This window comes from Streptomyces sp. NPDC034670 (assembly GCF_055574875.1).
Genome location: NZ_JBVITR010000018.1, coordinates 1 through 25925 on the forward strand (window position 1 = coordinate 1; position 25925 = coordinate 25925).

At 71.8% G+C, this 25925-nt stretch carries 25 protein-coding genes, 2 rRNA genes and 1 pseudogene; 11 read left to right on the forward strand and 17 right to left on the reverse strand.

Features of this window, described 5'->3' with window-relative positions; all coding sequences use genetic code 11:
• Positions 1 to 93: ribosomal RNA gene (locus ACZ56B_RS14835) — 23S ribosomal RNA — on the forward strand; the annotation flags it as partial.
• 90 nt (positions 94 to 183) lie between these two features.
• Positions 184 to 300, forward strand: a 5S ribosomal RNA gene (rrf, locus tag ACZ56B_RS14840).
• Between the two features lie 48 nt (positions 301 to 348).
• Here the strand turns inward: rrf and ACZ56B_RS14845 are convergent.
• Together ACZ56B_RS14845 and ACZ56B_RS14850 are read right to left on the reverse strand one after the other, a co-directional pair.
• Positions 349 to 1029 (reverse strand): response regulator, encoded by a 681-nt coding sequence (locus ACZ56B_RS14845; protein ID WP_468789899.1) that lies wholly within the window; start codon positions 1027 to 1029, stop codon positions 349 to 351.
• Positions 1026 to 2330 (reverse strand): sensor histidine kinase, encoded by a 1305-nt coding sequence (locus ACZ56B_RS14850; RefSeq protein ID WP_468789900.1) that lies wholly within the window; start codon positions 2328 to 2330, stop codon positions 1026 to 1028. Before ACZ56B_RS14850 ends, ACZ56B_RS14845 begins: the two co-directional genes overlap by 4 nt.
• Before the next feature lie 147 nt (positions 2331 to 2477).
• Between ACZ56B_RS14850 and ACZ56B_RS14855 the strand changes: the two genes are divergently transcribed.
• The gene (locus ACZ56B_RS14855) at positions 2478 to 3032 is read left to right on the forward strand and encodes a GNAT family N-acetyltransferase (protein ID WP_468789901.1); all 555 of its coding nucleotides are present in this window, start codon (positions 2478 to 2480) and stop codon (positions 3030 to 3032) included.
• Positions 3033 to 3093: 61 nt separating this feature from the next.
• Here the strand turns inward: ACZ56B_RS14855 and ACZ56B_RS14860 are convergent, their stop codons facing one another.
• The 6 genes from ACZ56B_RS14860 to ACZ56B_RS14885 form a co-directional block, all read right to left on the reverse strand.
• Positions 3094 to 4608 (reverse strand): type IV secretory system conjugative DNA transfer family protein, encoded by a 1515-nt coding sequence (locus ACZ56B_RS14860; protein WP_468789902.1) that lies wholly within the window; start codon positions 4606 to 4608, stop codon positions 3094 to 3096.
• A gap of 25 nt (positions 4609 to 4633) precedes the next feature.
• On the reverse strand, positions 4634 to 6043 hold the full coding sequence (locus ACZ56B_RS14865; RefSeq protein WP_468789903.1) for an ATP-binding protein: 1410 nt from the start codon (positions 6041 to 6043) through the stop codon (positions 4634 to 4636).
• A gap of 14 nt (positions 6044 to 6057) precedes the next feature.
• On the reverse strand, positions 6058 to 7617 hold the full coding sequence (locus tag ACZ56B_RS14870) for an SCO6880 family protein (protein ID WP_468789904.1): 1560 nt from the start codon (positions 7615 to 7617) through the stop codon (positions 6058 to 6060).
• Positions 7614 to 8945, reverse strand: a complete 1332-nt coding sequence (locus ACZ56B_RS14875) for a hypothetical protein (RefSeq protein ID WP_468789905.1) — start codon at positions 8943 to 8945, stop codon at positions 7614 to 7616. Before ACZ56B_RS14875 ends, ACZ56B_RS14870 begins: the two co-directional genes overlap by 4 nt.
• Entirely contained in the window at positions 8935 to 9768 is an 834-nt protein-coding gene (locus ACZ56B_RS14880) for a hypothetical protein (protein WP_468789906.1), read from the reverse strand. The genes ACZ56B_RS14875 and ACZ56B_RS14880 overlap by 11 nt, the downstream gene beginning before the upstream one ends.
• Positions 9769 to 9972: 204 nt before the next feature.
• Positions 9973 to 10281 (reverse strand): hypothetical protein, encoded by a 309-nt coding sequence (locus tag ACZ56B_RS14885; RefSeq protein ID WP_006136301.1) that lies wholly within the window; start codon positions 10279 to 10281, stop codon positions 9973 to 9975.
• Between the two features lie 229 nt (positions 10282 to 10510).
• Here ACZ56B_RS14885 and ACZ56B_RS14890 point away from each other — a divergent pair.
• The 4 genes and pseudogenes from ACZ56B_RS14890 to ACZ56B_RS14905 all read left to right on the forward strand — a co-directional run.
• Positions 10511 to 10975: pseudogene (locus ACZ56B_RS14890) on the forward strand (maleylpyruvate isomerase N-terminal domain-containing protein); the annotation flags it as partial.
• Between the two features lie 112 nt (positions 10976 to 11087).
• Positions 11088 to 11243 carry a hypothetical protein gene (locus ACZ56B_RS14895; RefSeq protein ID WP_468790033.1) on the forward strand — a complete coding sequence of 52 codons (156 nt, stop codon included), beginning with the start codon at positions 11088 to 11090 and terminating at the stop codon, positions 11241 to 11243.
• Positions 11244 to 11409: 166 nt separating this feature from the next.
• Positions 11410 to 12420: an NlpC/P60 family protein gene (locus ACZ56B_RS14900; RefSeq protein ID WP_468789907.1), complete on the forward strand. Its 1011-nt coding sequence runs from the start codon at positions 11410 to 11412 to the stop codon at positions 12418 to 12420.
• Positions 12421 to 12631: 211 nt separating this feature from the next.
• Positions 12632 to 13339, forward strand: coding sequence for a phosphatase PAP2 family protein (locus ACZ56B_RS14905; protein WP_468789908.1), 708 nt, complete (start codon positions 12632 to 12634; stop codon positions 13337 to 13339).
• A gap of 266 nt (positions 13340 to 13605) precedes the next feature.
• Here the strand turns inward: ACZ56B_RS14905 and ACZ56B_RS14910 are convergent, their stop codons facing one another.
• Positions 13606 to 13767, reverse strand: a complete 162-nt coding sequence (locus tag ACZ56B_RS14910) for a hypothetical protein (protein ID WP_468790035.1) — start codon at positions 13765 to 13767, stop codon at positions 13606 to 13608.
• A 103-nt stretch (positions 13768 to 13870) separates the two neighbouring features.
• Between ACZ56B_RS14910 and ACZ56B_RS14915 the strand changes: the two genes are divergently transcribed.
• Both ACZ56B_RS14915 and ACZ56B_RS14920 read left to right on the forward strand, forming a co-directional pair.
• On the forward strand, positions 13871 to 14707 hold the full coding sequence (locus ACZ56B_RS14915) for an SCO4651 family lipoprotein (RefSeq protein ID WP_468789909.1): 837 nt from the start codon (positions 13871 to 13873) through the stop codon (positions 14705 to 14707).
• A 90-nt stretch (positions 14708 to 14797) separates the two neighbouring features.
• A complete protein-coding gene (locus tag ACZ56B_RS14920; protein ID WP_468789910.1) occupies positions 14798 to 14968 on the forward strand; it encodes a hypothetical protein in 171 nt (56 codons plus the stop codon).
• A gap of 23 nt (positions 14969 to 14991) precedes the next feature.
• Here the strand turns inward: ACZ56B_RS14920 and ACZ56B_RS14925 are convergent, their stop codons facing one another.
• Positions 14992 to 15414, reverse strand: a complete 423-nt coding sequence (locus ACZ56B_RS14925; RefSeq protein WP_468789911.1) for a metal-sensitive transcriptional regulator — start codon at positions 15412 to 15414, stop codon at positions 14992 to 14994.
• A gap of 239 nt (positions 15415 to 15653) precedes the next feature.
• Here ACZ56B_RS14925 and ACZ56B_RS14930 point away from each other — a divergent pair, with 239 nt between their 5' ends.
• Together ACZ56B_RS14930 and ACZ56B_RS14935 are read left to right on the forward strand one after the other, a co-directional pair.
• Positions 15654 to 16274, forward strand: a complete 621-nt coding sequence (locus tag ACZ56B_RS14930; RefSeq protein WP_468789912.1) for a DUF47 domain-containing protein — start codon at positions 15654 to 15656, stop codon at positions 16272 to 16274.
• A gap of 9 nt (positions 16275 to 16283) precedes the next feature.
• Positions 16284 to 17282 (forward strand): inorganic phosphate transporter, encoded by a 999-nt coding sequence (locus tag ACZ56B_RS14935; protein ID WP_468789913.1) that lies wholly within the window; start codon positions 16284 to 16286, stop codon positions 17280 to 17282.
• Between the two features lie 138 nt (positions 17283 to 17420).
• Here ACZ56B_RS14935 and pstB read toward each other — a convergent pair whose 3' ends face one another.
• The 7 genes from pstB to ACZ56B_RS14970 form a co-directional block, all read right to left on the reverse strand.
• The gene (gene pstB / locus ACZ56B_RS14940) at positions 17421 to 18197 is read right to left on the reverse strand and encodes a phosphate ABC transporter ATP-binding protein PstB (RefSeq protein WP_468789914.1); all 777 of its coding nucleotides are present in this window, start codon (positions 18195 to 18197) and stop codon (positions 17421 to 17423) included.
• 84 nt (positions 18198 to 18281) lie between these two features.
• Positions 18282 to 19331, reverse strand: a complete 1050-nt coding sequence (gene pstA, locus ACZ56B_RS14945) for a phosphate ABC transporter permease PstA (protein ID WP_468789915.1) — start codon at positions 19329 to 19331, stop codon at positions 18282 to 18284.
• Positions 19328 to 20332, reverse strand: coding sequence for a phosphate ABC transporter permease subunit PstC (gene pstC, locus ACZ56B_RS14950; RefSeq protein ID WP_468789916.1), 1005 nt, complete (start codon positions 20330 to 20332; stop codon positions 19328 to 19330). Before pstC ends, pstA begins: the two co-directional genes overlap by 4 nt.
• A 136-nt stretch (positions 20333 to 20468) precedes the next feature.
• Positions 20469 to 21596: a phosphate ABC transporter substrate-binding protein PstS gene (gene pstS / locus ACZ56B_RS14955; protein ID WP_468789917.1), complete on the reverse strand. Its 1128-nt coding sequence runs from the start codon at positions 21594 to 21596 to the stop codon at positions 20469 to 20471.
• Positions 21597 to 21892: 296 nt separating this feature from the next.
• A complete protein-coding gene (locus ACZ56B_RS14960; protein ID WP_468789918.1) occupies positions 21893 to 22360 on the reverse strand; it encodes an NUDIX hydrolase in 468 nt (155 codons plus the stop codon).
• A gap of 62 nt (positions 22361 to 22422) precedes the next feature.
• Positions 22423 to 23631: a CHAD domain-containing protein gene (locus ACZ56B_RS14965; protein WP_468789919.1), complete on the reverse strand. Its 1209-nt coding sequence runs from the start codon at positions 23629 to 23631 to the stop codon at positions 22423 to 22425.
• Positions 23612 to 25849 (reverse strand): RNA degradosome polyphosphate kinase, encoded by a 2238-nt coding sequence (locus tag ACZ56B_RS14970; RefSeq protein ID WP_468789920.1) that lies wholly within the window; start codon positions 25847 to 25849, stop codon positions 23612 to 23614. The genes ACZ56B_RS14965 and ACZ56B_RS14970 overlap by 20 nt, the downstream gene beginning before the upstream one ends.
• Positions 25850 to 25925 lie beyond the last annotated feature (76 nt).

The window sequence follows — 25925 nt, forward strand, 5'->3', positions numbered from 1 at the left end:
GGCTCCCAGCAGACGACTGGGTTGATAGGCCGGATATGGAAGCACGGTAACGTGTGGAGTTGACCGGTACTAATAGGCCGAGGGCTTGTCCTCAGCTGCTCGCGTCCACTGTGTTGGTTCTGAAACCACGAACAACCCCATGCCATGGTCACGGCATGCGGCTGGTTGTCAGTTTCATAGTGTTTCGGTGGTCATAGCGTGGGGGAAACGCCCGGTTACATTCCGAACCCGGAAGCTAAGCCTCACAGCGCCGATGGTACTGCAGGGGGGACCCTGTGGGAGAGTAGGACGCCGCCGAACAATTGTTGGGGAGACCCCGCACCGATATGGTGCGGGGTCTTCTGCGTTTCAGGCCGGTTCGACCAGCTTCGTGTCGTACGCCAGGATCACCGCCTGGATGCGGTCCCTGGAGCCCGTCTTCGCCAGGATGCGGCCCACGTGGGTCTTCACCGTCGACTCCGCGAGGTGGAGGCGGGTGGCGATCTCCGTGTTGGTCCAGCCCTTGCCGATGACGGTGAGGATCTCACGTTCGCGCTCGGTGAGGGAGGCCAGGCGGGGGTCGGGGACGGGCGTCTCGGGCAGGGCGGGCTCCGGGGCGGTGGCGGGGAGGCGGTGGGCGTAGGCGTCCAGGAGGCGGCGGGTCAGGCTGGGGGCCACCACCGCGTCGCCCGTGGCCACCGCGCGGATGCCGGAGAGGAGCTCCTCGGGCCGGACGTCCTTGACGAGGAAGCCGGAGGCGCCCGCACGCAGGCCGGCGTAGGCGTACTCGTCGAGGTCGAAGGTCGTGAGGATGAGGACGCGGGTGCGGTCGCCCGTGGCGATGATGCGGCGGGTGGCCTCGATGCCGTCGAGGCCGGGCATGCGGATGTCCATCAGGACCACGTCGGGGTGCAGTTCGGCCGTCATGCGGATCGCTTCGGTGCCGTTCGCCGCCTCGCCCAGGACCGTCATGTCGTCCTGGCTCTCCAGGAGCATGCGGAAGCCGAAACGCTGGAGGGGCTGGTCGTCGGCGATGAGGACGGTGGTCACTGCGGGGTTTCCTCCGGGAGGTGCAGGTGGACGCGCCAGCCCCGTTCGGGGTGGGGGCGTGGGCCGGCCTCAAGTGTGCCGCCGTACAGGGCGGTTCGCTCGCGCATTCCGGGCAGGCCGCGGCCCTCACCGGGGGCGGTCGTCCCGGCTTCTCCCGTGTCGGTGACCGTGACCGTGACGGCCCCTTTGTCACCGTAGGAGAGGGCGATCGCGGCGGTGGCGCCCGGGCCGGCGTGTTTGAGGGTGTTGGTGAGGGCTTCCTGGACGACGCGGTAGACGGTGAGCTGGCGGCCCTCGGGGAGGGCGGCCCGGCCCTCGACCGTGGTGTGGACGGGCAGGCCCGCGGCGCGGACGCCGTCGACGAGGTGCTCGAGGTCGGTGAGGGTGGGCTGCGGCGTCAGCTCGGCGGGGCGGGACGCCTCGTCGTCCCGCAGGACGTCCAGGAGGCGGCGCAGTTCGCCGAGGGCCTGGCGGCTGGTGGTGGCGATGGCGTCCAGGGCCTGGACGGCGCGCTCCGGGGACTTGGCGGCCGCGTAGGCGCCGCCGTCGGCCAGGCCCGTGATGACGGAGAGGTTGTGGCCGATGATGTCGTGCATCTCGCGGGCGATGCGGGCGCGTTCGGCGGCGGCGGCGATCCGGGCCTGCTGGTCGCGCTCGGTCTCCAGGCGGCGGGCGCGGTCCTCCAGGGCCTCGGTGTAGTTCCGGCGGGTGCGGACGGTGATGCCGATGAGGACCGCCACGACGACGGAGGTCAGCTGGGAGCCGATCTGCTGGCTCCACTCGCCCTCCCCGTGCAGGGCGGTGGAGAGCGCCACCGGGGCGAGGACCAGGGCGACGGTCCACCACAGGGCGCGCAGGGGGAGGCGCAGGGCGATGTGGTAGACGACGACGAGGTGGAGCAGGGCCGCCTGGAGGGTGACGCCGGTCCAGGCGTTGGCGAGGGCGAACGGGGTGAGGACGAGCAGGGCCGCCGCGGGGTGGGTGCGACGCAGGAGGAGGGGGACGGACAGGCCGAGACTCAGGGTGAGCAGGAGCCAGCCGGGGGCGTCGGGGTGGTGCGTGGTGGTGCGCCAGCCGCCGCCGAGGTGGTCGATGAGGGCGGCCGTCACCCAGAAGCCGGTGAAGTGCAGGTCCCACAGCAGCGGGTGACGCCGGTCGAAGGCGCGTACGCGCTGGTTGAGGCGTTGCAGGGAGGAGGTGAGGGGCTCCGGGGCCTGTTCCTCCGAGGGTTTTGCCCGGTGGGTCGACACGGGGTCCATGGTGGTGGGCCCGCCCGTCGGGGGGAACACGGTGGATGTCATGGGCCGGACCCTCCTGCGGTGTCGTGATGTCGTCGCGGCGGTGCCGGCGTCCTGCTCCGATGGTCGTCCGCGCGGGGACGGGGGGCGTCGGACCGCGGGCGGTATTCGGGGTGAGGGCCGTGGTACTCCGGTACTACGGTGGCCGGCATGAGGAACGAGCCCTTCGGGGACTGGGTGGTCCGGCCGGTGCGTGCCGAGGAGTGGGCCGTGGCGAAGGAGGTGCGGCTGGCGGCGTTGCGGGACCCGGTGGCGCATCTCGCGTACCTGGAGACCCATGAGGAAGCGGTGGCGCGGCCCGACTCCCACTGGCGGGAGCGGACGGCGGACGCGGCGCGGGACGCGGGCGGGGTGCGGCAGTTCGTCGCCGAGACGGGGGACGGGGCCTGGGCGGGCACGGTCACCGTGCTGATGGAGGAGGCCGGGTCGACGGACTGGGCCGGGTTCCCCGTGGAGCGGCGGCAGGGGCATCTCGTCGGGGTGTACGTGCGGCCCGGGTACCGGGGGAGCGGGGTGGCCGGGGCGTTGTTCGGTGCCGCGCTGGAGTGGGCGTGGGGGCGCGGGGCGGAGCGTGCGCGGCTCATCGTGCATCCGGGGAACGCGCGGGCGCTGGGCTTCTACCGCAAGGCGGGGTCCGTGGAGAGCGGGGTGACCGTGCCGCTGGCGGGGAGGCCGGACGAGCTGGAGATGGTCGTCGAGCGCTGACGGGCGTCGGCGCCCGTGCCGGGCCGGGCGGGTGGTGCCTGTGCCGTCCGGAAGTGCGCGGTCATACCGGCAGTTCGTCGTGCGGCCAGCGGGCCCGTCCCTGTTCGCGGGACCGGAGCAGGGCCAGGGTCGGCATGCCGCGGTCCGCTCCGGTGGTCAGCAGTTCCGGGAGCTGGGGAAGCGGAGCCACGGCCGCGACGTCGTCGAGGACGAGGGTGAGTGGTGGGTCGAGCCGACCGGAGGATGACCGTTCGGCCATGCGCCGGCCGCGCTCGACCACGTGCGAGGCGAGGGCCGTCAGCAGGGGCATCGCGCCCGGGCTGGTACGGGGATCCTCGATGGATTCGCCCACTACGTAAAGCGTTCCCCCTTCGTGGATGAAGGAATCCAGGGCGAGGGCATCATTTCGGTGGGGGGTGCAGGCTTCACGGACGTTGACCGTGGCGAGGGCGGACAGCGCGCGGGTGGTCAGCTGCTGTGCCATCTCGCGGCGTTCGGGGTGGGCGGTGAGGGCCGCTTCGAGTTCGCCCGCGGCGCCGGGGGCGGCCTTGGGGTGGGTGCGCAGGATGCGTACGGCGTCCTGCACCTGGAGGCCCTGGGCCCAGCGGTGGACGTGGCGCACGGTGCGGCCGTCGACGGCGGCGGCGTGCACGTAGCTGCGCAGGAGGGTCGTGGCGGTGTCGCTGACCGCCTGGTCCAGGCGGGAGGCGGGGCGTACGGGGGCGAGGAGCGCCGTCGCGCGGGAGGCGGCGGTGCGCGGGTCCTCGCAGCCGGCCGTGGGGGACCAGTGGAGGCGGCCCGGGGTGTCGCAGAGGTGGGTGGGGTCGTAGAGGTGGGTGGGGCCGAGTTTGGCCCGGGCGTCCTTGGTCTCCGCCCAGAGCGTGGGGTTCGAGGTGAGGACGAGGGCGGGGCCGGCGGCGTCCCGTACGGCCCGGGCGGCGGTGGTGCGGCGCAGGTCCGGGGGGCCGTAGCGCACCGGGCCCGCGGCGGGGCGTGCTTCCCGCTCGTCCGTCCCCCCGCCGTCGGGCGGGAGAGCGGGGGGTGTGACCTGGCGCGGTGCCGTGGTCCGGAGCGGTTCCGTCTCCGGTACGGGTTGCGGTGCCGTTCTCGGCAGGGGCACCTCGTGCGGGGCCGGTGTCGGTGCCGGTGTCGCGGTCATGGTCGCCGCCGGTGCCGGTGCCGGTGCCGTCGTCCGTTCCGCGCGGCGCCGGGCCCGTACGGCTCGCCAGCGGGCCACCGTGCCCAGCACGAACACGGTGAGGACGGTGAGGATCATCAGCTGGCCGAGGAACAGGCCCCAGAACAGGCCGTAGCCCGAGAGGCCGGACGCCGGTGCGTCCGGCCAGGCGCCGGGGAGGTCGTGCGGCTCGGCGACGAGGTGGCGCATGGCCAGGGGGGTGCGGGCGAAGGTGACCCCGGACGGCCAGGAGCCGTGGGCGAGGAGGCCCGCGAGGCCCGTGGCCGTCCACACCAGCAGGGTCATGCCGAGGAGGAACCCGATGAGGCCGATCAGCAGCCCGTCCGGGATGCCGCCCTGGCCGCTGCGGCCGTTCCCGCGGTGGTCGTCCGGTCTCACACGTCCTCCCCGTGCACCCTCGCCCCTACGCCACCGTCGACTCGGAGTCCCCGACGTGCTGCTCCACGAAGGCCGCCGCGCGCGCCTCCGCCTCCCGTTCGGCGGCGCGCAGGGCGTCGTCGGCCAGGTCGGCGGAGGACTCGGTCATGGCCCGGTCGGTGAAGACCAGGGGGCGTTCGGTCTCGGTGACCAGGTGCTTGACCACCTGGACGTTGCCGTTGACGTCCCAGACCGCGATGCCGGGGGTGAGGGTCGGGATGATCTCCACGGCCCATCGGGGCAGGCCCAGGACTCGTCCGGTGGCCCGTGCCTCGTCGGCCTTCTGGGCGTAGATGGTCCGGGTCGAGGCCATCTTCAGGATGGCCGCGGCCTCCTTCGCGGCCGCTCCGTCCACCACGTCGGACAGGTGGTGGACGACCGCGACGAAGGACAGGCCGAGCCGGCGGCCGAACTTCAGCAGGCGCTGGAACAGCTGGGCGACGAAGGGGCTGTTGATGATGTGCCAGGCCTCCTCGACCAGGAAGATGCGCTTCTTCCGGTCGGGGCGGATCCAGGTGTGCTCCAGCCACACGCCGACGATCGCCATCAGGATCGGCATGGCGATGGAGTTGCGGTCGATGTGGGAGAGGTCGAAGACGATCAGCGGGGCGTCCAGGTCGATGCCGACGGTCGTGGGGCCGTCGAACATGCCGCGCAGGTCGCCGTCGACCAGGCGGTCCAGGACGAGTGCGACGTCCAGGCCCCAGGCCCGTACGTCGTCTATGGCGACGTTCATCGCCTCCGCCGACTCCGGTTCGGGGTGGCGCAGTTGCTCGACGATGTCGGAGAGGACCGGCTGGCGTTCGACGATCGTCTCGTTGACGTAGGCGTGCGCGACCTTGAGCGCGAAGCCGGAGCGTTCGTCCAGGCCGTGGCCCATCGCGACCTCGATGATGGTCCGCAGCAGGGCGAGCTGGCCCGTGGTGGTGATCGACGGGTCGAGCGGGTTGAGCCGGATGCCGTGGTCCAGGGCGGCCATCGGGTCCAGTCGGATGGGGGTGATGCCCAGTTCCTGCGCGATGAGGTTCCACTCGCCGACGCCGTCCTCGCCCTGGGCGTCCAGGACGACGACCTGGCGGTCCCGGAAGCGCAGCTGGCGCAGGACGTACGTCTTCTCCAGGGCCGACTTGCCGTTTCCCGATTCGCCGAGGACCAGCCAGTGGGGGGCGGGCAGCTGCTGGCCGTAGAGCTGGAAGGGGTCGTAGATGTAGCCCTTGCCGGAGTAGACCTCGCGGCCGATGATGACGCCGGAGTCGCCGAGGCCGGGCGCGGCGGTGGGCAGGTAGACCGCCTGCGCCTGGCCGGTGGACGTGCGCACCGGAAGCCGGGTCGTCTCGACCTTCCCGAAGAGGAAGGACGTGAAGGCGTCGGTGACGACGGACAGCGGATCCCGCATCTTCAGCTCAGCCCCTACCTTCGAATGCCGGTGGCGAACGGGAGTGTGTTCACGAAGGCGCGGTGGTGCTCGCGGTCGCACCACTCGAGCTTCAGGTACGACTTTCCGGCCGAGGCCCGTATGGTCCGCTTGTCGCGGGCCAGGGCCTCGGGCGTGCGGGAGGAGACGGTGATGTAGCCGACCAGGTTGACGCCGGCCGCGCCGCTGGCGAGGTCCTCGCCGCGCTGGTCGAGGCGGCTGTGGGCGGCGACGTCGCGCGGGTCGACGGTGCGGTTCATCTTGGCGGCGCGGGACGCCTCCGCCGCGTCGTTGGTCTTCTCGGTCAGCATGCGCTCGATGGCGACCTCGGTGGGTTCGAGGTCCATCGTGACGGCGACCGTGCGGATCACGTCCGGGGTGTGGACGAGGAGCGGGGCCAGGAAGTTGACGCCCACCGGGGTCATCGGCCACTCCTTGATCCAGGCCGTGGCGTGGCACCAGGGGGCGCGGGTCGCGGACTCGCGGGTCTTGGCCTGGAGGTAGGTCGGCTCCATGGCGTCCAGCTCGGCCGGCCAGGCGTTGCGCTTGCTCATCGCCTGGATGTGGTCGATCGGGTGGTCGGGGTCGTACATGGAGTGGATCAGCGAGGACAGCCTGCTCTGGCCGAGCGGCTGCCGCACGCGGATGTCGGCCTCCTGGAGCCGGGAGCAGATGTCGGTCAGCTCGCGGGCCATGACGACGGCGAGTCCCGCGTCGCGGTCCACCCTGCCGCCGCCCTGGCTGCGCATGGCCCGCGCCATGGCGTTGGCCTCGGCGGCCAGTTCGCGCGTGTAGTGCATGCAGGCGACGAGGTACGCGCGGTGCTGCTCGCTGCTGGTCGACACCATCGACTGCAGCTGGTCGTAGGACTGCTGCAGCCAGGCCGGTGCCCGGTCGTCGCCGCGCACGGCGACGTCCTTGGCGTGGGCGTCGGGGTCGGCGGGCAGGGTGCGGGCGAGCATCTGGAGGCGGGTGACGAAGCCGTCGCCGTTGGCGACGTGCTTGAGCAGGGTGCCGAAGCGGTCGACGAGGGCCTCCTGGTCCTCGGAGTCGCGCAGGCCGACACCGGGGCCCTCGATCTCGATGGCGGCGGTGACGGTCTTGCGGTCCGCGTGCAGCAGGACGGCGATCTCGTCGGGACCGAAGGGCGCGGAGAGCCAGGTGATCCGTCCGATGCCGGGCGGCGGCCCGATCTCCACCTCGCGCCCGTCCAGCCGGGTGCCGGCCTCGACGGCGCCGGAGCGGTAGGCGGCGCCCCGGCGCACGGTGCGCTTGTAACTGCGGTTGATCTCGAACCACTTGTAGAACGTGCGCTGCTTGTACGGCACGTACACCGCGGCCAGCGCCAGCATCGGCAGGCCCACCAGCAGCACGATCCGCACGGACAGGACGGGGACGAGGAGCCCGCACATCATGCCGAGGAACGCGCCCACGACGATCAGCGCGATCTCCCCGGTCTCCCGGTTGCGTCCGACGATCGCGTTCGGCCGGGCGCGGCCGATCAGATACGTACGGCGGGGCGTGACCGGATGGGACAGATGGGACTCGGTCGTCAACGCCCTTCACCTCCCGTGCGGTTGCTGCTGCTGTTGCGGGTACTGCTGGCGTGGGGTGTGTTCACCGGGCTGCTCGAGCGGGGTGCGGGTGCGGCGGGAGGGACGGATCCGCCGCCGCTGCCGGAGGTGCGCGAGCTGTGCGCGGCGACTCCGCCGGAGGCGGGGTTGGAGGGGCGCGGGCCGGAGGACCGGCCGCCCGCGCCGCCGTGGTCGGTCCGGCCGCTGTGGGTCTTGATGCCCTGGGCGACCATGGTCGCCGGGGAGCTCATGACGGCGGCGGCCTTGCCCTCGGCGCCCTGCATGAGGCGGTTGTTGCGGGAGCTGGCGAGTTCGTCGCCGAAGCCGGGGACGAAGCGGTAGATCATCGCGGAGGCGAAGATGGCGAGCAGGATGATCGCCAGTCCGGAGACGACGGCGGAGAAGGCGTCGGGGCCGTCGTCTCCGGACAGGGCCCCGGCGAGGCCGAGCACGATGACGATGACCGGCTTCACCAGGATCACCGCGATCATGATGCCGGCCCAGCGGCGGACGTGGCCCCACAGGTTCTTGTCGACGAGGCCCGCGTAGACGACGGTGCCGAGGAGGGCGCCGACGTAGAGCAGGGCGGCGCGGATGACCAGCTCCAGCCAGAGGACGCCGGCGGCGAGGATGGAGACCAGGGAGACGACGATCAGCATGATCGGGCCGCCGCCGATGTCGTCGCCCTTCTCCAGCGCGGCGGAGAAGGTGCCGAAGAAGGTGTCCGTCTGGTCGCCGGTCGCCTTCGCGAGGACCTCGGTGACGCCGTCGGTGGCGGAGACCACGGTGTAGAGGATCAGCGGGGTGAAGGCCGAGGCGAGCACGGTCAGCCAGAGGAAGCCGACGGCCTCGGAGAGGGCGGTGGTGAGGGGGACGCCCCGCACCGCCCGCTTGGCGACCGCGAGCAGCCAGAGGATGAGGGTGAGGATCGTCGACGCGGCGAAGACGACGGCGTACTGCTTGAGGAAGGTGTCGTTGGTGAAGTCGACGTCGGCGGTCTCCTCCACGGCCTTGCTGAGCTGCTTGACGGTCCAGGCGGCGGCGTCGGCGCAGCCCTGGGCCAGGGAGGCGAGGGGGTCGAGGGTGGAGGCGGGGCCGTCGGGGACGCTGCTGGTTCCGGGGGAGTCGCCGGCGTCCCTGCCCCGCTCGCAGTAGTCCTTGGCGGGGCCGCGGATGAGGTCGCAGGGGTTGCCGCTGTCCGTCGGTGCCGGAGTGGGGTCGGCGACGGCTCGGGTCGCGAGCAGCACCATGGTGGTCTGTACGGCGGCGACGGCGGCCGTGAGCCCGAGGAAGCGGTGGTTAGCGCGCATACGTGAACCCTCCGTACTCCTCGACAGCCTTCGTCATGTCGTCGGCGGTGGAGGCCTGCTGGTCGCGTCCGACCGGGACTGGTCCGTCCTTCTGCTGGAAGTCGGTGACTTTCCAGTCGTCGTCGATCCACTTCAACTGGTACGTGGTGGTGTACCAGCTCTCGGTCACGGGGTTGGTGGAGCCCTCGCCGGACAGGCCGAACAGCGACGTGTACCACACCTCGACGGTGGCAGTGCTCGGGCCGGACGACGTCACCTTGGTGCCCACCGGGATCACCCGTGAGACGAAGGTCTGCCCGGCGGGTGCCCTGCCGTCCTTGTCGAGACCGATGTTGGCGAGGAACTCGCTGCTGGAGTAGGCCTTGTCCAGATCGGCCTGCCGGGCGGCGGCGACATCCGGGGCGTACACGGTGGTGACGATCTCGCGCCGCCGGTCCTCGACGAACATGTCGGCGGATCCCAGCGCGACGGAGTAGTTGGCCGCTGCGCTCTGCGCACCCTGAGCGTCCTGCTTGTATCCGGTCGGGATCCCCGCCGCCTTCGCCTTCACCGGCTTCTCCCCCGAGGGGGCCGTCGCCGCCGCCTTGGGGGAGTCGTCGGAGTCGTCCGTCGAGGAGGAATCGCCTCCTCCGCGGTTCGCGAAGGCGATCGCGGCGATGAGGAGCACCACCACGCCGACGACCGTGACCAGGCTGCGCGACGAGGTACGGCCGCCTCTGCGCGCGCCGCCGTACGGGTCGTCGTCCCTTCCCGGCAGGCGGGTGCGGGTCTGGCCCGTGCCGCCGTACCCACCGGGGGTCTCGTGCTCGTCTCCGAGACTCATACCGCGTACGCCCTTTCAGCGTCGTGCGGGAACACCCCGTGCTCCGCGTACTCCACGTACGACGGTAGCCGCGTCGGTTCCCGCGCGGGCGCGGTGTGGTGACTGGACATCAGGGAAGCGCAACCTCAGCCGGTGGGCACGACGGGCGGGTGGGGTGGAGGAGAGGCCGGGCGTGCCCGGTCGGGACCGATGGAGCGGGCGGGGCTACACGGCCATGCCGTACACGATGGTGAACAGCGTGCCGAGCGAACCGATGATGAAGACGCCCGTCAGGCCCGCGATGATGAGGCCCTTGCCCTGTTCGGCACTGAACGTGTCCCTCAACGCGGTGGCGCCGATGCGCTGTTTGGCCGCCCCCCAGATGGCGATGCCCAGGCAGATCAGGATGGCGACCGCCATGACCACTTCGATCATCACCTTGGCCTCGTTGCCCAGGCTGCCGAAGGGGCCCCAGTCCGGAGCGATTCCGCCGATAATGGTGTTGATGTCTCCCTCGTCGGCCGCAAAGAGCATGTAAGTCACCGCCCCTGTATGGGTAGTTCCGCGTCCTCTGCGGTGGTGCAGAGGACAGGCCTCATTGTCACCGACATTGTCGCTGTCGTATGTCGACTTGGCGTCATCCGTTGGCGGGTTTCGTACAAACAGCTTGCCACCGGCGCGCGCCCGGCTCCGGGAGGGGCGCGTTCCGGCGGGTGAAGAGTCGTATCGTCACTCTGTGTATCACGCTACGTCACCCCGGGCAATGAGATCGGATCGGAACCCGGTGCGTGGCCGCGTCGTCGGTCCCCTCCCGCGGGGAAGGCTGCGGGACGTGAATCCGACACGGGATCTGCGTGCTTCCTGCGAGGCCTTCTCGGCCGTCGTGTCCGCGCTCGGGGACGAGGGGTCCCGGCGGGCGACCGGCTGCGCCGGCTGGACGGTCCGTGACCTGGTCCACCACTGCCTCCCCGACGCCCGGCGGGGGCTCGTGGCCCTGCGCACCCCGGCTTCCGGTCCGGCGGACCGCGATGCCGTCGCCTACTGGCGGGGCCGGCGGCCCGGCACGGCGGACGCGGCGGACGAACGGCGCCGGACACGGGTGTGCGCGAGCCTGTTCCCGGACTTCCGTCCGCTGCGCGAGCTGTACCTGGAGACGGCGGCGGCCACCGTGGCGGCCGCCGTGGCGGCCGGTCCCGGAAGGCCGGTCTCCACCCAGGGCCACGTGATGACCGCCGGGGACCTGGTGACGACGCCGGCGGGGGAGGCGACCGTCCACCACCTGGACCTCGTGGCCGGGCTCCCCGGCGCACCGCGGCCCGTCCGCGGCCGGCCTGGCCGCGGTGCGCACCACCCCGGACGGCCTCCTGGGCGGGCCCGTCCCGCTGGAATGGGGCGACGAGCACTACGCGCGGGCGGCGACCGGCCGGGCGCGCCTCACGGAGGGGGAACGGCGGCTCCTCGGGCCCGACGCCGACCGGTTCCCGCTCTTCGGCTGACGTCCCGGCGCCGGGTGGGCCGGGGAGCCCGTCCGGCGGGGAGGCGCCGCGGGCCGGGCGCGGACCGCCGTGACCGGCCGTCACTTCCGTCACGTGATCACCCCGGAGGGCGGGTGCCGCCCCTACACTGACGTCCGGCAGCGGACTCCCGGACGGTGAGGGGTGGTTGACGGTGCGTAGGGTCTGGGTCGCGGCGACCATCGCCACCGGTGCGGGTCTGGCCTTCGTGATGCTCCTCGTCGTCGGGGTCTACGTCGTCGCCGGGAACCTCGTCAACGGGGTCGGCGGCGGGGCGGCCAAGGCGCTCGCCAAGGGGAGCGTGCCGGCCGCGTACCAGGCGCTCGTGCAGAAGTGGGGCAACCTCTGCCCGGCGATCAACCCGGCGCTGCTCGCCGCCCAGCTCTACCAGGAGAGCGGGTTCAACCCGAGGGCGCAGAGCCACGCGGCGGCGCAGGGCATCGCCCAGTTCATCCCCGGCACCTGGGCCACCCACGGCATCGACGGGGACGGGGACGGGGACCGCGACGTGTGGGATCCCGAGGACGCCATCCCGTCGGCGGCCAGGTACGACTGCACGCTCGCGTCCTACGTGAAGGACGTTCCCGGGAATCTGACCGAAAACATGCTGGCGTCGTACAACGCCGGGGCCTACGCGGTGATCAAGTACCGGGGTGTCCCGCCCTACAAGGAGACGCAGAACTACGTCAAGCGGATCACCGCGCTGGAGAAGAGCTTCGCCGCGCCGGTCGGCCGCGTCGACCCCTCCCGGCAGGCCGCCGGTGCCATCGCCTACGCGCAGAAGAAGCTGGGCACGCCCTACCTCTGGGGCGGCAACGGCACCGCTGAGCAGGGCGGACGCTTCGACTGCTCGGGTCTGACCAAGGCGGCGTACGAGAGCGTCGGGATCACGCTGCCGCGCGTGGCCAACGACCAGTACAACGCGGGACCGCACCCGAAGCGGAACGAACTGCTCCCCGGTGATCTGGTGTTCTTCTCGGACGACCTCACCAATTCCCGGGCCATCCGGCATGTGGGTATTTATGTCGGAGGCGGATACATGATCGATGCGCCCCGTCCGGGTGCCGTGATCCGGTTCGACCCGATCGACACACCTGACTACTTCGGTGCCACCAGGGTGACCGAAGATGGCGCGAAAGCACTCCCCGTGACGCGGTGAGCGCCCCGCGAGCCCACCCCCTGAGCTGCGCGGATGAATCTCTCTTCGATAACGTCTGCGTGATCATTCGGTGGAGTGTGGAACGTATCAACGGGGACCATGCGTTCCTGTTCTCGTAGCCGAGCGGACGAGCGGGCCTACAAACCACGGGGGTGGCAGGAGAGGCGTGCGCACGGCGCGCCGAGAGAGATGACGAAGGGGCCGTAGCACCATGGCTGGACTCGCAGAATCCGGGTCGAACCCCGACGTCGACCTGCTCTACGACATCAACGGACTCGCCAGGGAAGCGCCGCCGTGGTTCGACCGGGTCATGGAGTTCGTCGGCGAGTTCGGCCTGTTGATCGCCGTGATGGGGTTGATCCTGTGGTGCTGGTGGGGCATACGGCGGCGGGGCGGTGAGGACGCGGCGTCCTCCGTCGCGGCGCTGGTGTGGGCGCCGCTCGCGGCCGGCGTCGCCGTCCTGGTGAACGTGCCGATCCGCGGATTCGTGGAGCGGCCCCGGCCGTTCTACGACCACGAGGGGCTCGAGGTCCTCATCGAGGGCAAGACCGACTACTCCTTCGTCAGCGACCACGCGACGCTCACCATGGCGCTCGCGGTGGGGCTGTTCCTGGCCAATCGGAGGCTCGGGCTCGTCGGCCTCGTGCTCGCCGTGTTCGCGGGCTTCTGCCGCGTCTACATGGGCGTGCACTACCCGACGGACGTCATCGGCGGACTCGCGCTCGGCACGGCGGTCGCCCTGCTGCTGTCGCCGCTCGCCATGGCGCTGCTGACGCCGGTCATGCGGGCGATCGAACGGTCGCCGCGGGCCGGCTGGCTGATCGCGGCGCGGGGGCGCGAGCGCGCGGAACGCGGCGCGGCGGTTCCGGGGACGCGGAACGGGATGCCCGGGGCGGAGCAGCGGGACCTGGCGGCCTGACGGCCCCTCGGTTCCCCCGCCCCCGCTGCCCCTTGGGTCCCTCGGGCCCTCCCGAGCCCCTCGGACCCCTGTGGTCCTCGCCGACGACGGCGGCGTCCGCGAAGGCGCGGGCGGCGCGGGCGGCGTCGAGCGCGGAGACGGCGCCGATCAGGTGTTCGTCGTCGGAGGGCCAACCGGCCCGGGAGCGGCCGCCGTTGCGGACCACCACGGGGAGGGCGCGGACCGGGCCGCGTGCCCCCGCCCGCCGCCGCGGCCGGGGGGGCCGGTCACTCGCGGGTGTGGTTCTCGGCGTCCGTGCGGGCCAGGCTCCTGGCTCTCCTGGCCGGACCGCGCCAGCCGCAGGTGCAGCGGGCCATGCAGAAAGGCCCCCGTTCGGTGGTGGTCGTGCTGTGTCGGCCTGGGCCTGCCTCGTCGTCCTGATGCGCCACGTCGACCACGGTAGCGCTCCCGCGCGGCGGCGTGACGGGCTCTCCCACCGGTCGTTAACGGGAACGACAGGCGACCCGTGTCGGACGGAGCGGGGGTGGGCAGGTGACGGCTCGACGGCAGCGGCGGTACCGCCGGACGGTCGGCGTGGTGGTCGCGGGCTGTCTCTGCCTGGGCGCGGTGGGCTGCGCGCGGAGCAACGCCGTGACCGGGGACGCACCGGCCGGCGATCCGGTCCGGACGCTGCGCGGGGCCGCCGACGCGCTGGTGGACGCCGGGAGTTCCAGGGCGCGCACCTTCCTGGAGATGGCCGCCGGCGGGACCCGGGTGACCATCCGGGGCGAGGGCGTGTACGACTACCGCAGGCGGCTGGGGCGGCTGGAGGTGCTGCTGCCGCAGGGCCCGGCGGGGGCCGCGGCGCGGCGGCCCATCGTCGAGCTGCTCGCCCCCGGGGCGCTGTTCATGAAGAACCGGGGCGCCGGGGTGCCCGCCGACAAGTGGGTGCGGGTGGACACCGGGACGCTGTCCGACGGGAACCTCGTCACCGGCGGGGCCACCGACCCGTTCGCCGCCGCCGAGGTGCTGCGCGGGACGCGCGAGGCGACGTTCGTGGGGCGGACCGAGGTCGCGGGCACCCGGGTGCGGCACTACCGGGGGACGGCGGACCTGGCCAGGGCCGCGCGGGGCGCGTCCGGGACGAACCGCGGTCCGCTGGCCGCGGCGGCGGAAGGGTTCGCCACCGCCGAGGTGCCGTTCGACGTCTACCTCGACGACCAGGGGCGGATCCGCAAGGTCCGGCACCGGTTCAGTTTCGTCAACGGGGAGCAGGACAGGACCGTCGCGGTCGCCTCGACCACGCTGCTGTACGCCTTCGGGGCCCCGGCCGACGTACGGCTTCCGGCGGAGGAGGACATCTACGCCGGCCGGATCGCCGAGGGGTGACCGGCCCGAACTAGCCCTTCCGTGCCATGCGCGGTGCGCGGGCCGCTCCCTACCCTAGGAAGCCGGTGACGGCAGAGAAGGGGTGAGGGCGTGGCTCCGCTCAGGAGCGGGACGGTGCAGGACCACGTGGCGCTCGCCGAGATCGAGTTGTGCGGGGAACTGATCATCGCGGCCTCCGCCGCCGAGGACCGGCTCAGCCTGGAGAGCATCGACGAGGTGCTGCGGGTGGCCGAGGCGCGGGCGGAGTCCTTCCCGGAGTAGGGACCGGCCGCCGGCCGGACCGCTCAGGTGCGCAGCATGCGGGCGATCGCCTGCGTCGCCTCCTCGACCTTCGCGTCGATCTCGTCGCCGCCCTTGACGGCCGCGTCCGCGACGCAGTGGCGCAGGTGCTCCTCCAGCAGTTGCAGCGCGAAGGACTGCAGGGCCTTGGTGGAGGCGGAGACCTGGGTGAGTATGTCGATGCAGTAGACGTCCTCGTCGACCATCCGCTGCAGGCCGCGGATCTGGCCCTCGATGCGGCGCAGGCGCTTGACGTGGTCCTGCTTCTGGTGGTGGTAGCCGTGGACGCCGCGGTCGTGGTCGGTCACGACGCCCGCCGCACCCGTCGTATCTGTCGCATGTGCCACATCTGTCGTGTGTGTCACCTCGGTCCCCTGCCGGGCGGCGGGGGAGGAGGGCGCGTTCGCGCCGGTCTCGGTGGTGGTCATCGCGTCCTCCTGGTGTGCTGACGGGCGACATATACCCCTGGTGGGTATATGGTAGCGAATTCTGCGGGGTAGACGCTTCTTGGCCGCCGCCGTGCGCTGCGGCCGGGCACGGCCCGCGGACCGCCCCCCTGCTCGTCACTCTGCCCGATGGGCGACACTGGGGGACGGCCCGTTAGTCGTGGCCGGAGGATGCGCCTAGCATCAGCCTGACTGAAACCGATGCAGACCGAGGACCCCACGTGCGCTTTCGTCTGACCCCCAGGGAGACGAGCTTCTACGACATGTTCGCCGCGTCCGCGGACAACATCGTCACGGGCTCGAAACTCCTGATGGAACTGCTCGGGGCGGACGCCTCCGCCCGGGCCGAGATCGCAGAGCGTATGCGGGCCGCCGAACACGCAGGTGACGACGCCACGCACGCGATCTTCCACCAGCTGAACTCCTCCTTCATCACGCCCTTCGACCGCGAGGACATCTACTCCCTCGCGTCCTCCCTCGACGACATCATGGACTTCATGGAGGAGGCCGTCGACCTGGTCGTCCTCTACAACATCGAGGAACTGCCCAGGGGCGTCGAGCAGCAGATCGAGGTGCTGGCGCGGGCCGCGGAGCTGACCGCGGAGGCCATGCCGCACCTGCGCACGATGGACCACCTCACCGAGTACTGGATCGAGGTCAACCGCCTGGAGAACCAGGCCGACCAGATCCACCGCAAGCTGCTGGCCCACCTCTTCAACGGCAAGTACGACGCGATCGAGGTGCTGAAGCTGAAGCAGATCGTGGACGTACTGGAGGAGGCGGCCGACGCCTTCGAGCACGTGGCGAACACGGTGGAGACCATCGCGGTCAAGGAGTCCTGAGGCCCGTCCATGGACACCTTCGCTCTGGTCGTGACCATCGGGGTCGCGCTCTTCTTCACGTACACCAACGGCTTCCACGACTCGGCGAACGCGATCGCCACCTCGGTGTCGACGCGGGCCCTCACCCCCCGGATCGCGCTCGCGATGGCGGCCGTCATGAACCTCGCCGGCGCCTTCCTGGGGTCGGGGGTCGCCAAGACGGTCAGTGAAGGACTGATCGAGACGCCCGAGGGCTCGACGGGGATGGGGATCCTCTTCGCCGCGCTGGTGGGGGCGATCGTCTGGAACCTGATCACCTGGTACTTCGGCCTGCCCTCCTCGTCCTCGCACGCCCTGTTCGGCGGCATGGTGGGCGCCGCGCTGGCCGGCGGCACCACCGTGTACTGGGACGGGGTGCTGGAGAAGATCGTCGTCCCGATGTTCGTGTCGCCGGTGGTGGGCCTGATCGCCGGTTACCTGGTGATGACGGCGATCCTGTGGATCTTCCGGCGGGCCAACCCGCACAAGGCCAAGCGGGGCTTCCGCATCGCGCAGACGGTCTCGGCGGCGGGGATGGCGCTGGGGCACGGTCTGCAGGACGCGCAGAAGACGATGGGCATCGTGGTGATGGCGCTGGTCATCGCCGACGTCGAGGACTACGGCGATCCGATCCCGGTGTGGGTGAAGGTCGCCTGTGCGCTGATGCTGTCCGCGGGGACGTACGCGGGCGGCTGGCGGATCATGCGGACGCTGGGGCGGAAGATCATCGAGCTGGACCCGCCGCAGGGGTTCGCGGCGGAGACGACGGGTGCGTCGATCATGTTCGGGTCGGCGTTCCTGTTCCACGCGCCGATCTCGACGACGCACGTGATCACGTCCGCGATCATGGGCGTGGGGGCGACGAAGCGGGTCAACGCGGTGCGCTGGGGCGTGGCCAAGAACATCGTCCTCGGCTGGTTCATCACCATGCCGGCGGCGGCACTGGTGGCCGCGGCGTCGTTCGGCCTGGTGCACCTGGCGTTCCTCTAGCACCCGGCATACGTCCGCCGGACACCCGGCGGGCGCCGGACGCCGTCCGTACGACGACGGGCCCGCCCCCGGGAGCCGGGGGCGGGCCCTCTTCGTCCTCACGGTGGCACCGCCATGCAGCACCGCGAGGGGTCCGGGTCAGCCGAAGCGGCCGGAGATGTAGTCCTCCGTGGCCTGGACGGACGGGTTGGAGAAGATCCGCTCCGTGTCGTCGATCTCGATCAGCTTGCCGGGCTGACCGACCGCGGCCAGGTTGAAGAACGCCGTGCGGTCGGAGACGCGGGCCGCCTGCTGCATGTTGTGCGTCACGATGACGATCGTGAAGCGCTCCTTCAGCTCGCCGATCAGGTCCTCGATGGCGAGGGTGGAGATCGGGTCCAGGGCGGAGCAGGGCTCGTCCATCAGCAGGACGTTCGGCTCGACCGCGATGGCGCGGGCGATGCACAGGCGCTGCTGCTGACCGCCGGAGAGGCCGGAGCCCGGCTTGTTCAGGCGGTCCTTGACCTCGTTCCAGAGGTTCGCGCCCCGCAGGGACTTCTCGACGATGTCGTCCAGCTCGGACTTCTTGTACTTGCCGTTCAGGCGCAGGCCCGCCGCCACGTTGTCGTAGACCGACATCGTGGGGAACGGGTTCGGGCGCTGGAAGACCATGCCGACCTCGCGCCGCACGGCCACCGGGTCGATCCCACTGCCGTACAGGTTCTCGTCGTCGAGCATGACCTTGCCCTCGACCCGGCCGCCCGGCGTCACCTCGTGCATGCGGTTGAGCGTGCGCAGGAAGGTGGACTTGCCGCAGCCGGACGGGCCGATGAAGGCCGTCACGGAACGGGGTTCGACGGTCATCGAGATGTCCTCGATGGCGAGGAAGGAGCCGTAGTAGGCGTTGAGGCCGCTGACATCGATGCGCTTGGCCATGGGAATCACTGCTTCTTTCGGGTCGGTGGCCGGGGCCGGCTCCGGTCGCGTCGGCGACCGGCCGCGCGGCGGAGCCGCAAGTCGTTAGCGCGGGGCCTTCCAGCGGGCGATGCCGCGGGCCACCAGGTTGAGGATCATGATGAACGCGATGAGCGTCAGGGCCGCCGCCCAGGCCCGGTCGTAGGCCGCGCCGTATCCGCCGCTGTTCTGGTACTGGAGGTAGATGTACATCGGCAGGGACGCCTGGGGGCCCTCGAACGGGTTGGCGTTGATGAAGTTCGTGCCCCAGACCAGCAGCAGCACGGGGGCGGTCTCACCGGTGATGCGGGCGATCGCGAGCATCACCCCCGTGATGATGCCGCCGACCGACGTCGGCAGGACCACCTTGAGGATGGTGCGCCACTTGGGGACGCCCAGCGCCAGCGAGGCCTCCCGCAGCTCGTTCGGGACGAGCTTGAGCATCTCCTCGGTGGAGCGGACGACGACCGGGATCATCAGGATCGTCAGGGCGAGCGAACCGGCGAAGCCGAAGGGCTGCAGGTCCAGCATCAGCATGATGCTCAGGATGAACAGACCGGCCACGATCGACGGGATGCCGGTCATCACGTCGACGAAGTAGGTGACCGCCTGGGCCAGCCTGCCCCGGCCGTACTCGACCAGGTAGATCGCGGTCAGCATGCCGACCGGCACCGAGATCAGGGTGGCGAGGCCGACCTGCTGGAGGGTGCCGAGGATGGCGTGGTAGATGCCGCCGCCGGGCTCGGTGTCGGCGACCACGCCCATGGAGTGGGTGAGGAAGTAGCCGTCGAGGACCTTCACGCCGCGCTTGACCGTCTCCCAGACCAGGGAGGCCAGCGGGATGACGGCCAGGAGGAAGGAGACCCACACCAGGCTGGTCGCGGTGCGGTCCTTGGCCTGCCGGCTGCCCTCGACCTTCGCGGAGATGGCGTAGGAGCCGAGGACGAACAGCACGGCCGCGATCAGGGCCCACTGGATGCTGCTGTGCAGGCCGGCCAGGGTGCTGATGGCGAGCCCCAGGGCGACGGAGCCCGCGGCGACCGCCCAGGGGAACCACGTGGGCAGGGTCGCGCCGCGCAGGGAGCTGCGCCGGCGGGAAAGGACTGCGTGGCTCATGCGTTGGCCCCCGAGTACTCCTTGCGGCGGGCGATGATCATGCGCGCTCCGCCGTTGACCAGCAGGGTGATGACGAAGAGGACGAGGCCGGAGGCGATCAGCGCGTCCCGGCCCATCACGGTGGCCTCGTTGAACTTGCTGGCGATGTTCTGCGCGAAGGTGCCGCCGCCCGTGTCGAGCAGGCTGGGAATGATGTCGAAGGACGGGGAGAGCACCATGGCCACGGCCATCGTCTCGCCGAGCGCGCGGCCGAGGCCGAGCATCGAGGCGGAGATGACGCCGGAGCGGCCGAAGGGCAGCACCGACATGCGGATGACCTCCCAGCGCGTGGCGCCGAGGGCCAGGGCCGCCTCCTCGTGCATCCGCGGGACCTGCCGGAAGACCTCGCGGCTCACGTTGGTGATGATCGGCAGGATCATGATGGCGAGCAGGATGCCGACGGTGAACAGCGAGCGCGGGGCGCCGTCGTTCCACTCGAAGACGCCGGTCCAGCCGAGGTAGTCGTCCAGCCAGCCGTAGAGGCCCTCCAGGTGCGGCACCAGGACGAGGGCGCCCCACAGGCCGTAGACGATGGACGGGACGGCGGCGAGCAGGTCGATCACGTACGCGATGGGGCCGCCGAGGCGGCGCGGGGCGTAGTGCGTGATGAACAGGGCGATGCCGACCGAGACCGGGACCGCGATGACCATGGCGATGACCGACGACACGAGGGTGCCGAAGGCCAGGACCGCGATGCCGAACTCCGGCGGGACGCCGCCGGGGTTCCACTCGAAGGCGGTGAAGAAGTTCGCCTCGTTCTTGCTGATCGCCAGGGAGGCGCGGTAGGTCAGGAAGGCCGCGATGGCGGCCATGAGGGCCAGGACGAGGATGCCGGATCCGCGGGAGAGCCCGAGGAAGATCCGGTCACCGGGGCGGGTGGCACCGCGTGCGGCGCGCTTGTCCTGGGGCGCGGCCGGCCCGGGGGCGGGGGGAGCGGTGGTTTGCTGTGTCATGACGTCCATCGGGTTCTCCGGTCTGCGGAGCCGCCGGGGCGGGCGGCTCGGTCGGAGCCGTCCGGGGGCCGGGGGCTCCTGATGGCGGTGCACCGGACGGTGCGGACCGGCCCCGTGGTGGTGGGGTCCGGTCCGCACACTCGGGTCAGCTCAGGCCCGAGACGGTCTCGCGGACCTTGGTGATGATCTCCTGGGGCATCGGGGCGTAGCCGGCGTCGGCGAGCAGGCCCTGGCCGTCCTCGGAGGCCATGTAGTTCAGGAAGGACTTGGTGGCGGGCAGCGTCTCGGGCTTGTTGCCCTTGTCGCAGACGATCTCGTAGGTCACCATGACCATCGGGTAGGCGCCCTCGGCGGACGGGGTGTAGTCCAGCTCCAGCGCGAGGTCCTTGCCGGTGCCGACCACCTTGGCGGCACCGATGGCGGCGGTGGCGTTCTCGACGGTGGCCTTGACCGGCTCGGCGGCCTCGGTCTTGATGTCGACGGTCTTGACGCCGTCCTTGGCGTAGGAGAGCTCGAAGTACGAGATGGCACCCGAGGTCTGCTTCACCTGCTGGGCGACGCCGGAGGAGCCCTGGGCGGACTGGCCGCCCTCGGCCTCCCAGGACTTGCCCGGCTCGTACTTCCAGTCCTCGGGCGCGGCGGCCTTCAGGTACTTGGTGAAGTTGTCGGTGGTGCCGGACTCGTCGGAGCGGTGGAAGGCCTGGATCTTGAGGTCGGGAAGCTTCGCGTCGGGGTTGAGCTTCTTGATGGCCTCGTCGTTCCAGTTGGTGATCTTGTTGTCGAAGATCTGCGCGAGCGTGGCGGCGTCCAGGACGAGGGTGTCGACGCCGGGGACGTTGTAGCCGACCGCGATCGGGCCGCCGACCATCGGCAGGTCGATGGCCTGGCCGTCGGCGCAGATCTTCTTCGAGGCCTCGATCTCGTCGGGCTTCAGCGCGGAGTCCGAACCGGCGAAGGCGGTCTGGCCCTGGGTGAACGCGGTGATGCCGGCGCCGGAACCGGTCGGGTTGTAGTTGATCTGCACGTCCTTGCAGGCCGCGGTGTACTGCTTGACCCAGGCGTCGATCGCGTTCTTCTGGGCGGAGGAGCCGGAGGCCTGCAGCTGGCCCTTGGCGTCGCCGCAGTCGACGTTGCCGGCCGGCGCGCCGGCCGACGCGCCGCCGCCGTTGGAGCCGCCGGTGTCGTCGGAGCCGCACGCCGTGAGGGCCAGGGCGCCGGAGACGGCGAGAGCGCCGAGAGCGAGGGCCCGCCGGTTCTTGCGCTGAAGCTTCACTTGAGTTCCTTCCAGGAGCCGCCGTCCTGCATTCGGCGGCGTGCGAAGTGTGGGTGCCGCGGTCTCCCTCTTTTTCGGGCGATCCGCATCGCGTAAGGCCGAAAGTAGGCAGATCAGGTGACGGCGCCGATGGCCGTAAATGAACGAGGGGTGAACCCCTGGGGACGGTGCGGTGAGGTCACGGAACGCTTACGTCGAGGACACGGGAGGATACCGGGCGACCGGGCCGGAACGGGGCATCCGGGCGGGGTGACCGAACAGGTGTCCGGGCGGGGCGGCGGGGCGGGCGGGCGCGCTCAGGAGGCGGGCGGGCGCAGGGCGGCGAGCAGGGCGTCCACCAGGGCGGCGTCCCCGGGCGCGGTGAGGTGGGCGCGGGCCGCGTCCGGGGGGAGCCACAGGATGCGGTCGACCTCGTGGTTCGGGGTGAACGTGCCGGAGACGGCCTCGGCCGCCCAGTAGCGGACCCGCTTGGGGCGGCCGCCCGCCAGGTAGTGCGCCGAGGGCAGCTCGGCGGACGGCGCGGCGGTGTGGCCCGTCTCCTCGGCGACCTCGCGCAGCGCGCCGGCCAGCGGGTCCTCGCCGCGCTTGAGCTTGCCCTTGGGCCAGGACCAGTCGTCGTACTTCGGCCGGTGCACGAGGCAGAGCTGGAGCTCCCCGGTCACCGGGGAGCGGCGCCACAGGACGCAGCCGGCGGCCTGGACGGTGGGGGTGCGGATCCCGCCGGAGCCGGAATCGGAGCCGGAATCGGAGCCCGGGGGTTTCATCGGGTGCCTCCCTGGGGCGCTGGTGCGCTGGTGCGCTGGGGCCGTGGCGCCGGCCCGTGCCGTCAGGACGTGCCCGTGACGTCCTTGTGCCACGCGCGCTGGAACGCGTACCGCGCCGCCTCCACCTCGTGCCGCTGGTCGGCGTGGAGCACGCCCAGCGCGTACGCCGTGGCCGGGGCGATCCGCGGGGTGCGCGCCGCCTGCGCCGCGGCGGCCGCCGCCTCGGCGGCGTCGCGGTGCCGGTCGAGGGCGTCGGCGGCGGTGAGCAGGCACCCGTCGGCGGCCGGCTCCCCGCCGGCCGCGGCGTGCAGGACCTCGCGGGCGTAGCGGTGCAGGCGCAGCAGCAGGCGGACCTGGTGCCAGGGGACGTCCTGCGGGTGCGGGGCGGGGTCCGGGGACAGCCCGTGGATCAGCGCCTCCGCGTTGTACGGGCTGCCCGCGGTGAGCAGGGGCAGCGCGGCGACGGCGTCGACGAGGCGCTCGCGCGCGGCCGCCGCCAGGGGGGCGAGGTCCGCGGTGGACGCGGCCGGCGCCAGCGGGACCTCGCTGGCGAGCACGGCGACCTTGTCGGCGATCGCGTGGAACCGGGAGGAGCCGAGGGCCTGGAGGGCGGTGGAGTGCGCCCGGGTGCGGGCGAGCGTCAGCTGCCGGTCGAGCAGCGCGCCCGCCTTGGCGGCCCCCACGGTGAGGTGACCGCGGTCGACGACGGCGGCCCCGCCGGCCGCGCGGACCGTGCCCGCCGGGCGGGCGGTGCGGGTCGCGCCCGGGAGGCGGTCGGTGCCCGTGGCCGGCACGGTGGCCGTGGCACGGCCGGCTCCGCCGGGGCGCGCGGGGACGGCGTCGGGGGCGGGCCGCCGCGCCGCGCCCCCCGCGTCCGGCGCGCCCGTGCCGCCCTCCGCCTGGGCCGGGAAGGCCGTGGCGGCTCCCGACAGCCGGTGCAGGGCCAGCAGCAGCCGCTCCAGACGGGCCGTGTACGCGTGCTCCAGGGCCAGCGTGCCGGAGACCCAGGCGAGTTCGGGACGCATCGCCTCCGACCAGTCGGGGTCCAGGACCGGCTGGAAGGTGTGGAGGCTGGCGCTGATGCGGCGGGAGGCGCGGCGCAGCGCCCGGGCCGCTTCGGCGGAGTCCTCCGCCGCGCCCGCGCCGGCCTCCCGGTGCAGGCGCAGCGCGCGGAGGAACTCGGTCGCCCGGCCCCGCAGGTAGCCGGCCAGGGCGTCCGCCGGTGCCGGACCGGCCGTCGGGTCGGTCGGGTCAAGGTGTCGCTGTGCCACGCCGGCGCCTCCGGGCGTCTATGAGCATCTCCTGGACGTTGCGCAGGGGCTGGCCGTCCGCGTCCTTCGCGTGCCGGGTCCACTCGCCGTCCGGGCCGAGGTGCCAGGACGCGGTGGAGTCGGACATGCCGGTCTCCAGCAGCCGGTTGAGGGCCGCCCGGTGGGCCGGGTCGGTGACCCGGACCAGCGCCTCTATCCGGCGGTCGAGGTTGCGGTGCATCATGTCCGCGCTGCCGATCCACACCTCGGGCTCGCCGCCGTTGCCGAAGGCGAAGACGCGCGAGTGCTCGAGGAAGCGGCCGAGGACGGACCGCACCCGGATGTTCTCCGACAGGCCCGCCACGCCCGGCCGGACCGCGCAGATGCCGCGCACCCAGATGTCGACCGGCACGCCCGCCCGGGACGCCCGGTAGCAGGCGTCGATGACCGCCTCGTCGACCATCGAGTTGACCTTGATGCGGACGTGGGCGGGCCGCCCGGCGCGGTGGTGCTGGACCTCCTTGTCGATCCGGGAGACCAGCCCGTCCCGCAGGGACTTGGGGGCGACCAGGAGCCGGCGGTAGGTCTCCCGGCGGGAGTAGCCGGAGAGGCGGTTGAACAGGTCGGAGAGGTCCGCGCCGACCTGCGGGTCGGCGGTGAGCAGGCCCAGGTCCTCGTAGAGGCGGGCCGTCTTCGGGTGGTAGTTGCCGGTGCCGACGTGGCTGTACCGCCGGAGCGTGTCGCCCTCCTGACGGACCACCAGGGAGAGCTTGCAGTGGGTCTTCAGGCCGACCAGGCCGTAGACGACGTGGCAGCCGGCCTCCTCCAGCTTGCGCGCCCACTTGATGTTGGCGCTCTCGTCGAAGCGGGCCTTGATCTCGACCAGGACGAGGACCTGCTTGCCGGACTCGGCGGCGTCGATGAGCGCGTCCACGATCGGGGAGTCGCCCGACGTCCGGTACAGCGTCTGCTTGATGGCGAGGACGTCCGGGTCGGCGGCGGCCTGCTCCAGGAACGCCTGCACGGACGTGGAGAACGAGTCGTAGGGGTGGTGCAGCAGCACGTCGCGGCTGCGCAGCGCGGCGAAGATGTCGGGGGGCGAGGCGGACTCCACCTCCGCCAGGTCGCGGTGGGTGCCGGCGACGAACTTCGGGTACTTCAGCTCGGGCCGGTCCAGGCTGTGGATGCGGAAGAGACCGGTGAGGTCCAGCGGGCCCGGCAGCGGGTACACCTCGGCCTCGCTGACCTTCAGCTCCCGGACCAGCAGGTCCAGCACCTCCCGGTCGATGGACTCCTCCACCTCCAGCCGCACCGGCGGCCCGAAGCGGCGCCGCATGAGCTCCTTCTCCAGCGCCTGGAGCAGGTTCTCGGTGTCGTCCTCCTCGACCTCGAGGTCCTCGTTGCGGGTGAGCCGGAAGGCGTGGTGCTCCAGCACCTCCATGCCCGGGAACAGCTCCTCCAGGTGGGCGGCGATGACGTCCTCGACGGGGACGTAGCGGCCCGGGGAGCTCTCCAGGAAGCGGGACAGCAGCGGCGGCACCTTGACCCGCGCGAAGTGCTTGTGGCCGGTGACCGGGTTGCGGACGACGACGGCCAGGTTCAGCGACAGGCCCGATATGTACGGGAAGGGGTGCGCCGGGTCGACCGCGAGGGGCGTGAGGACCGGGAAGATCTGGTGCCGGAAGAGGGTGAACAGGCGGGCCTGCTCCTTCTCCGCCAGCTCGTTCCAGCGGACCAGGTGGATGCCCTCCTCCGCGAGGGCCGGGGCGACGTCCTCGTGGTAGCAGGCGGCGTGCCGGGCCATCAGCTCGCGGGAGCGGGCCCAGATCATCTCCAGGACCTCGCGCGGCTGGAGCCCGGAGGCGGAGCGGGTGGCGACGCCGGTGGCGATGCGGCGCTTCAGACCGGCCACCCGGACCATGAAGAACTCGTCCAGGTTGCTGGCGAAGATCGCCAGGAAGTTCGCCCGCTCCAGCAGCGGGGTCTCGGGGTCCTCGGCGAGTTCCAGAACGCGTTCGTTGAACGCGAGCCAGCTCCGCTCCCGGTCGAGGAAACGACCCTGCGGCAGCTGGGGGTGGCCGTCCACCGGGGACTCCGCGTATCCGCCGAGGTCCGCGTCGATGTCGGGTTCCAGGTCGGAGACCACCCCCGCCACGGTGTGCGGGCGGTGAGCGGCTATGGAGCCCACGGAGGGCTGCGCGTGCTGTACCTGCTGTGCCTGGGCGTTCTGCTGGCTCATGGGGCCATTCTTCCGCGCCCGCGCCTCCGCGGGCGCGTCGGAAAACGCGGGTGGGAGCGGTGGTGGCCCTGGGGCT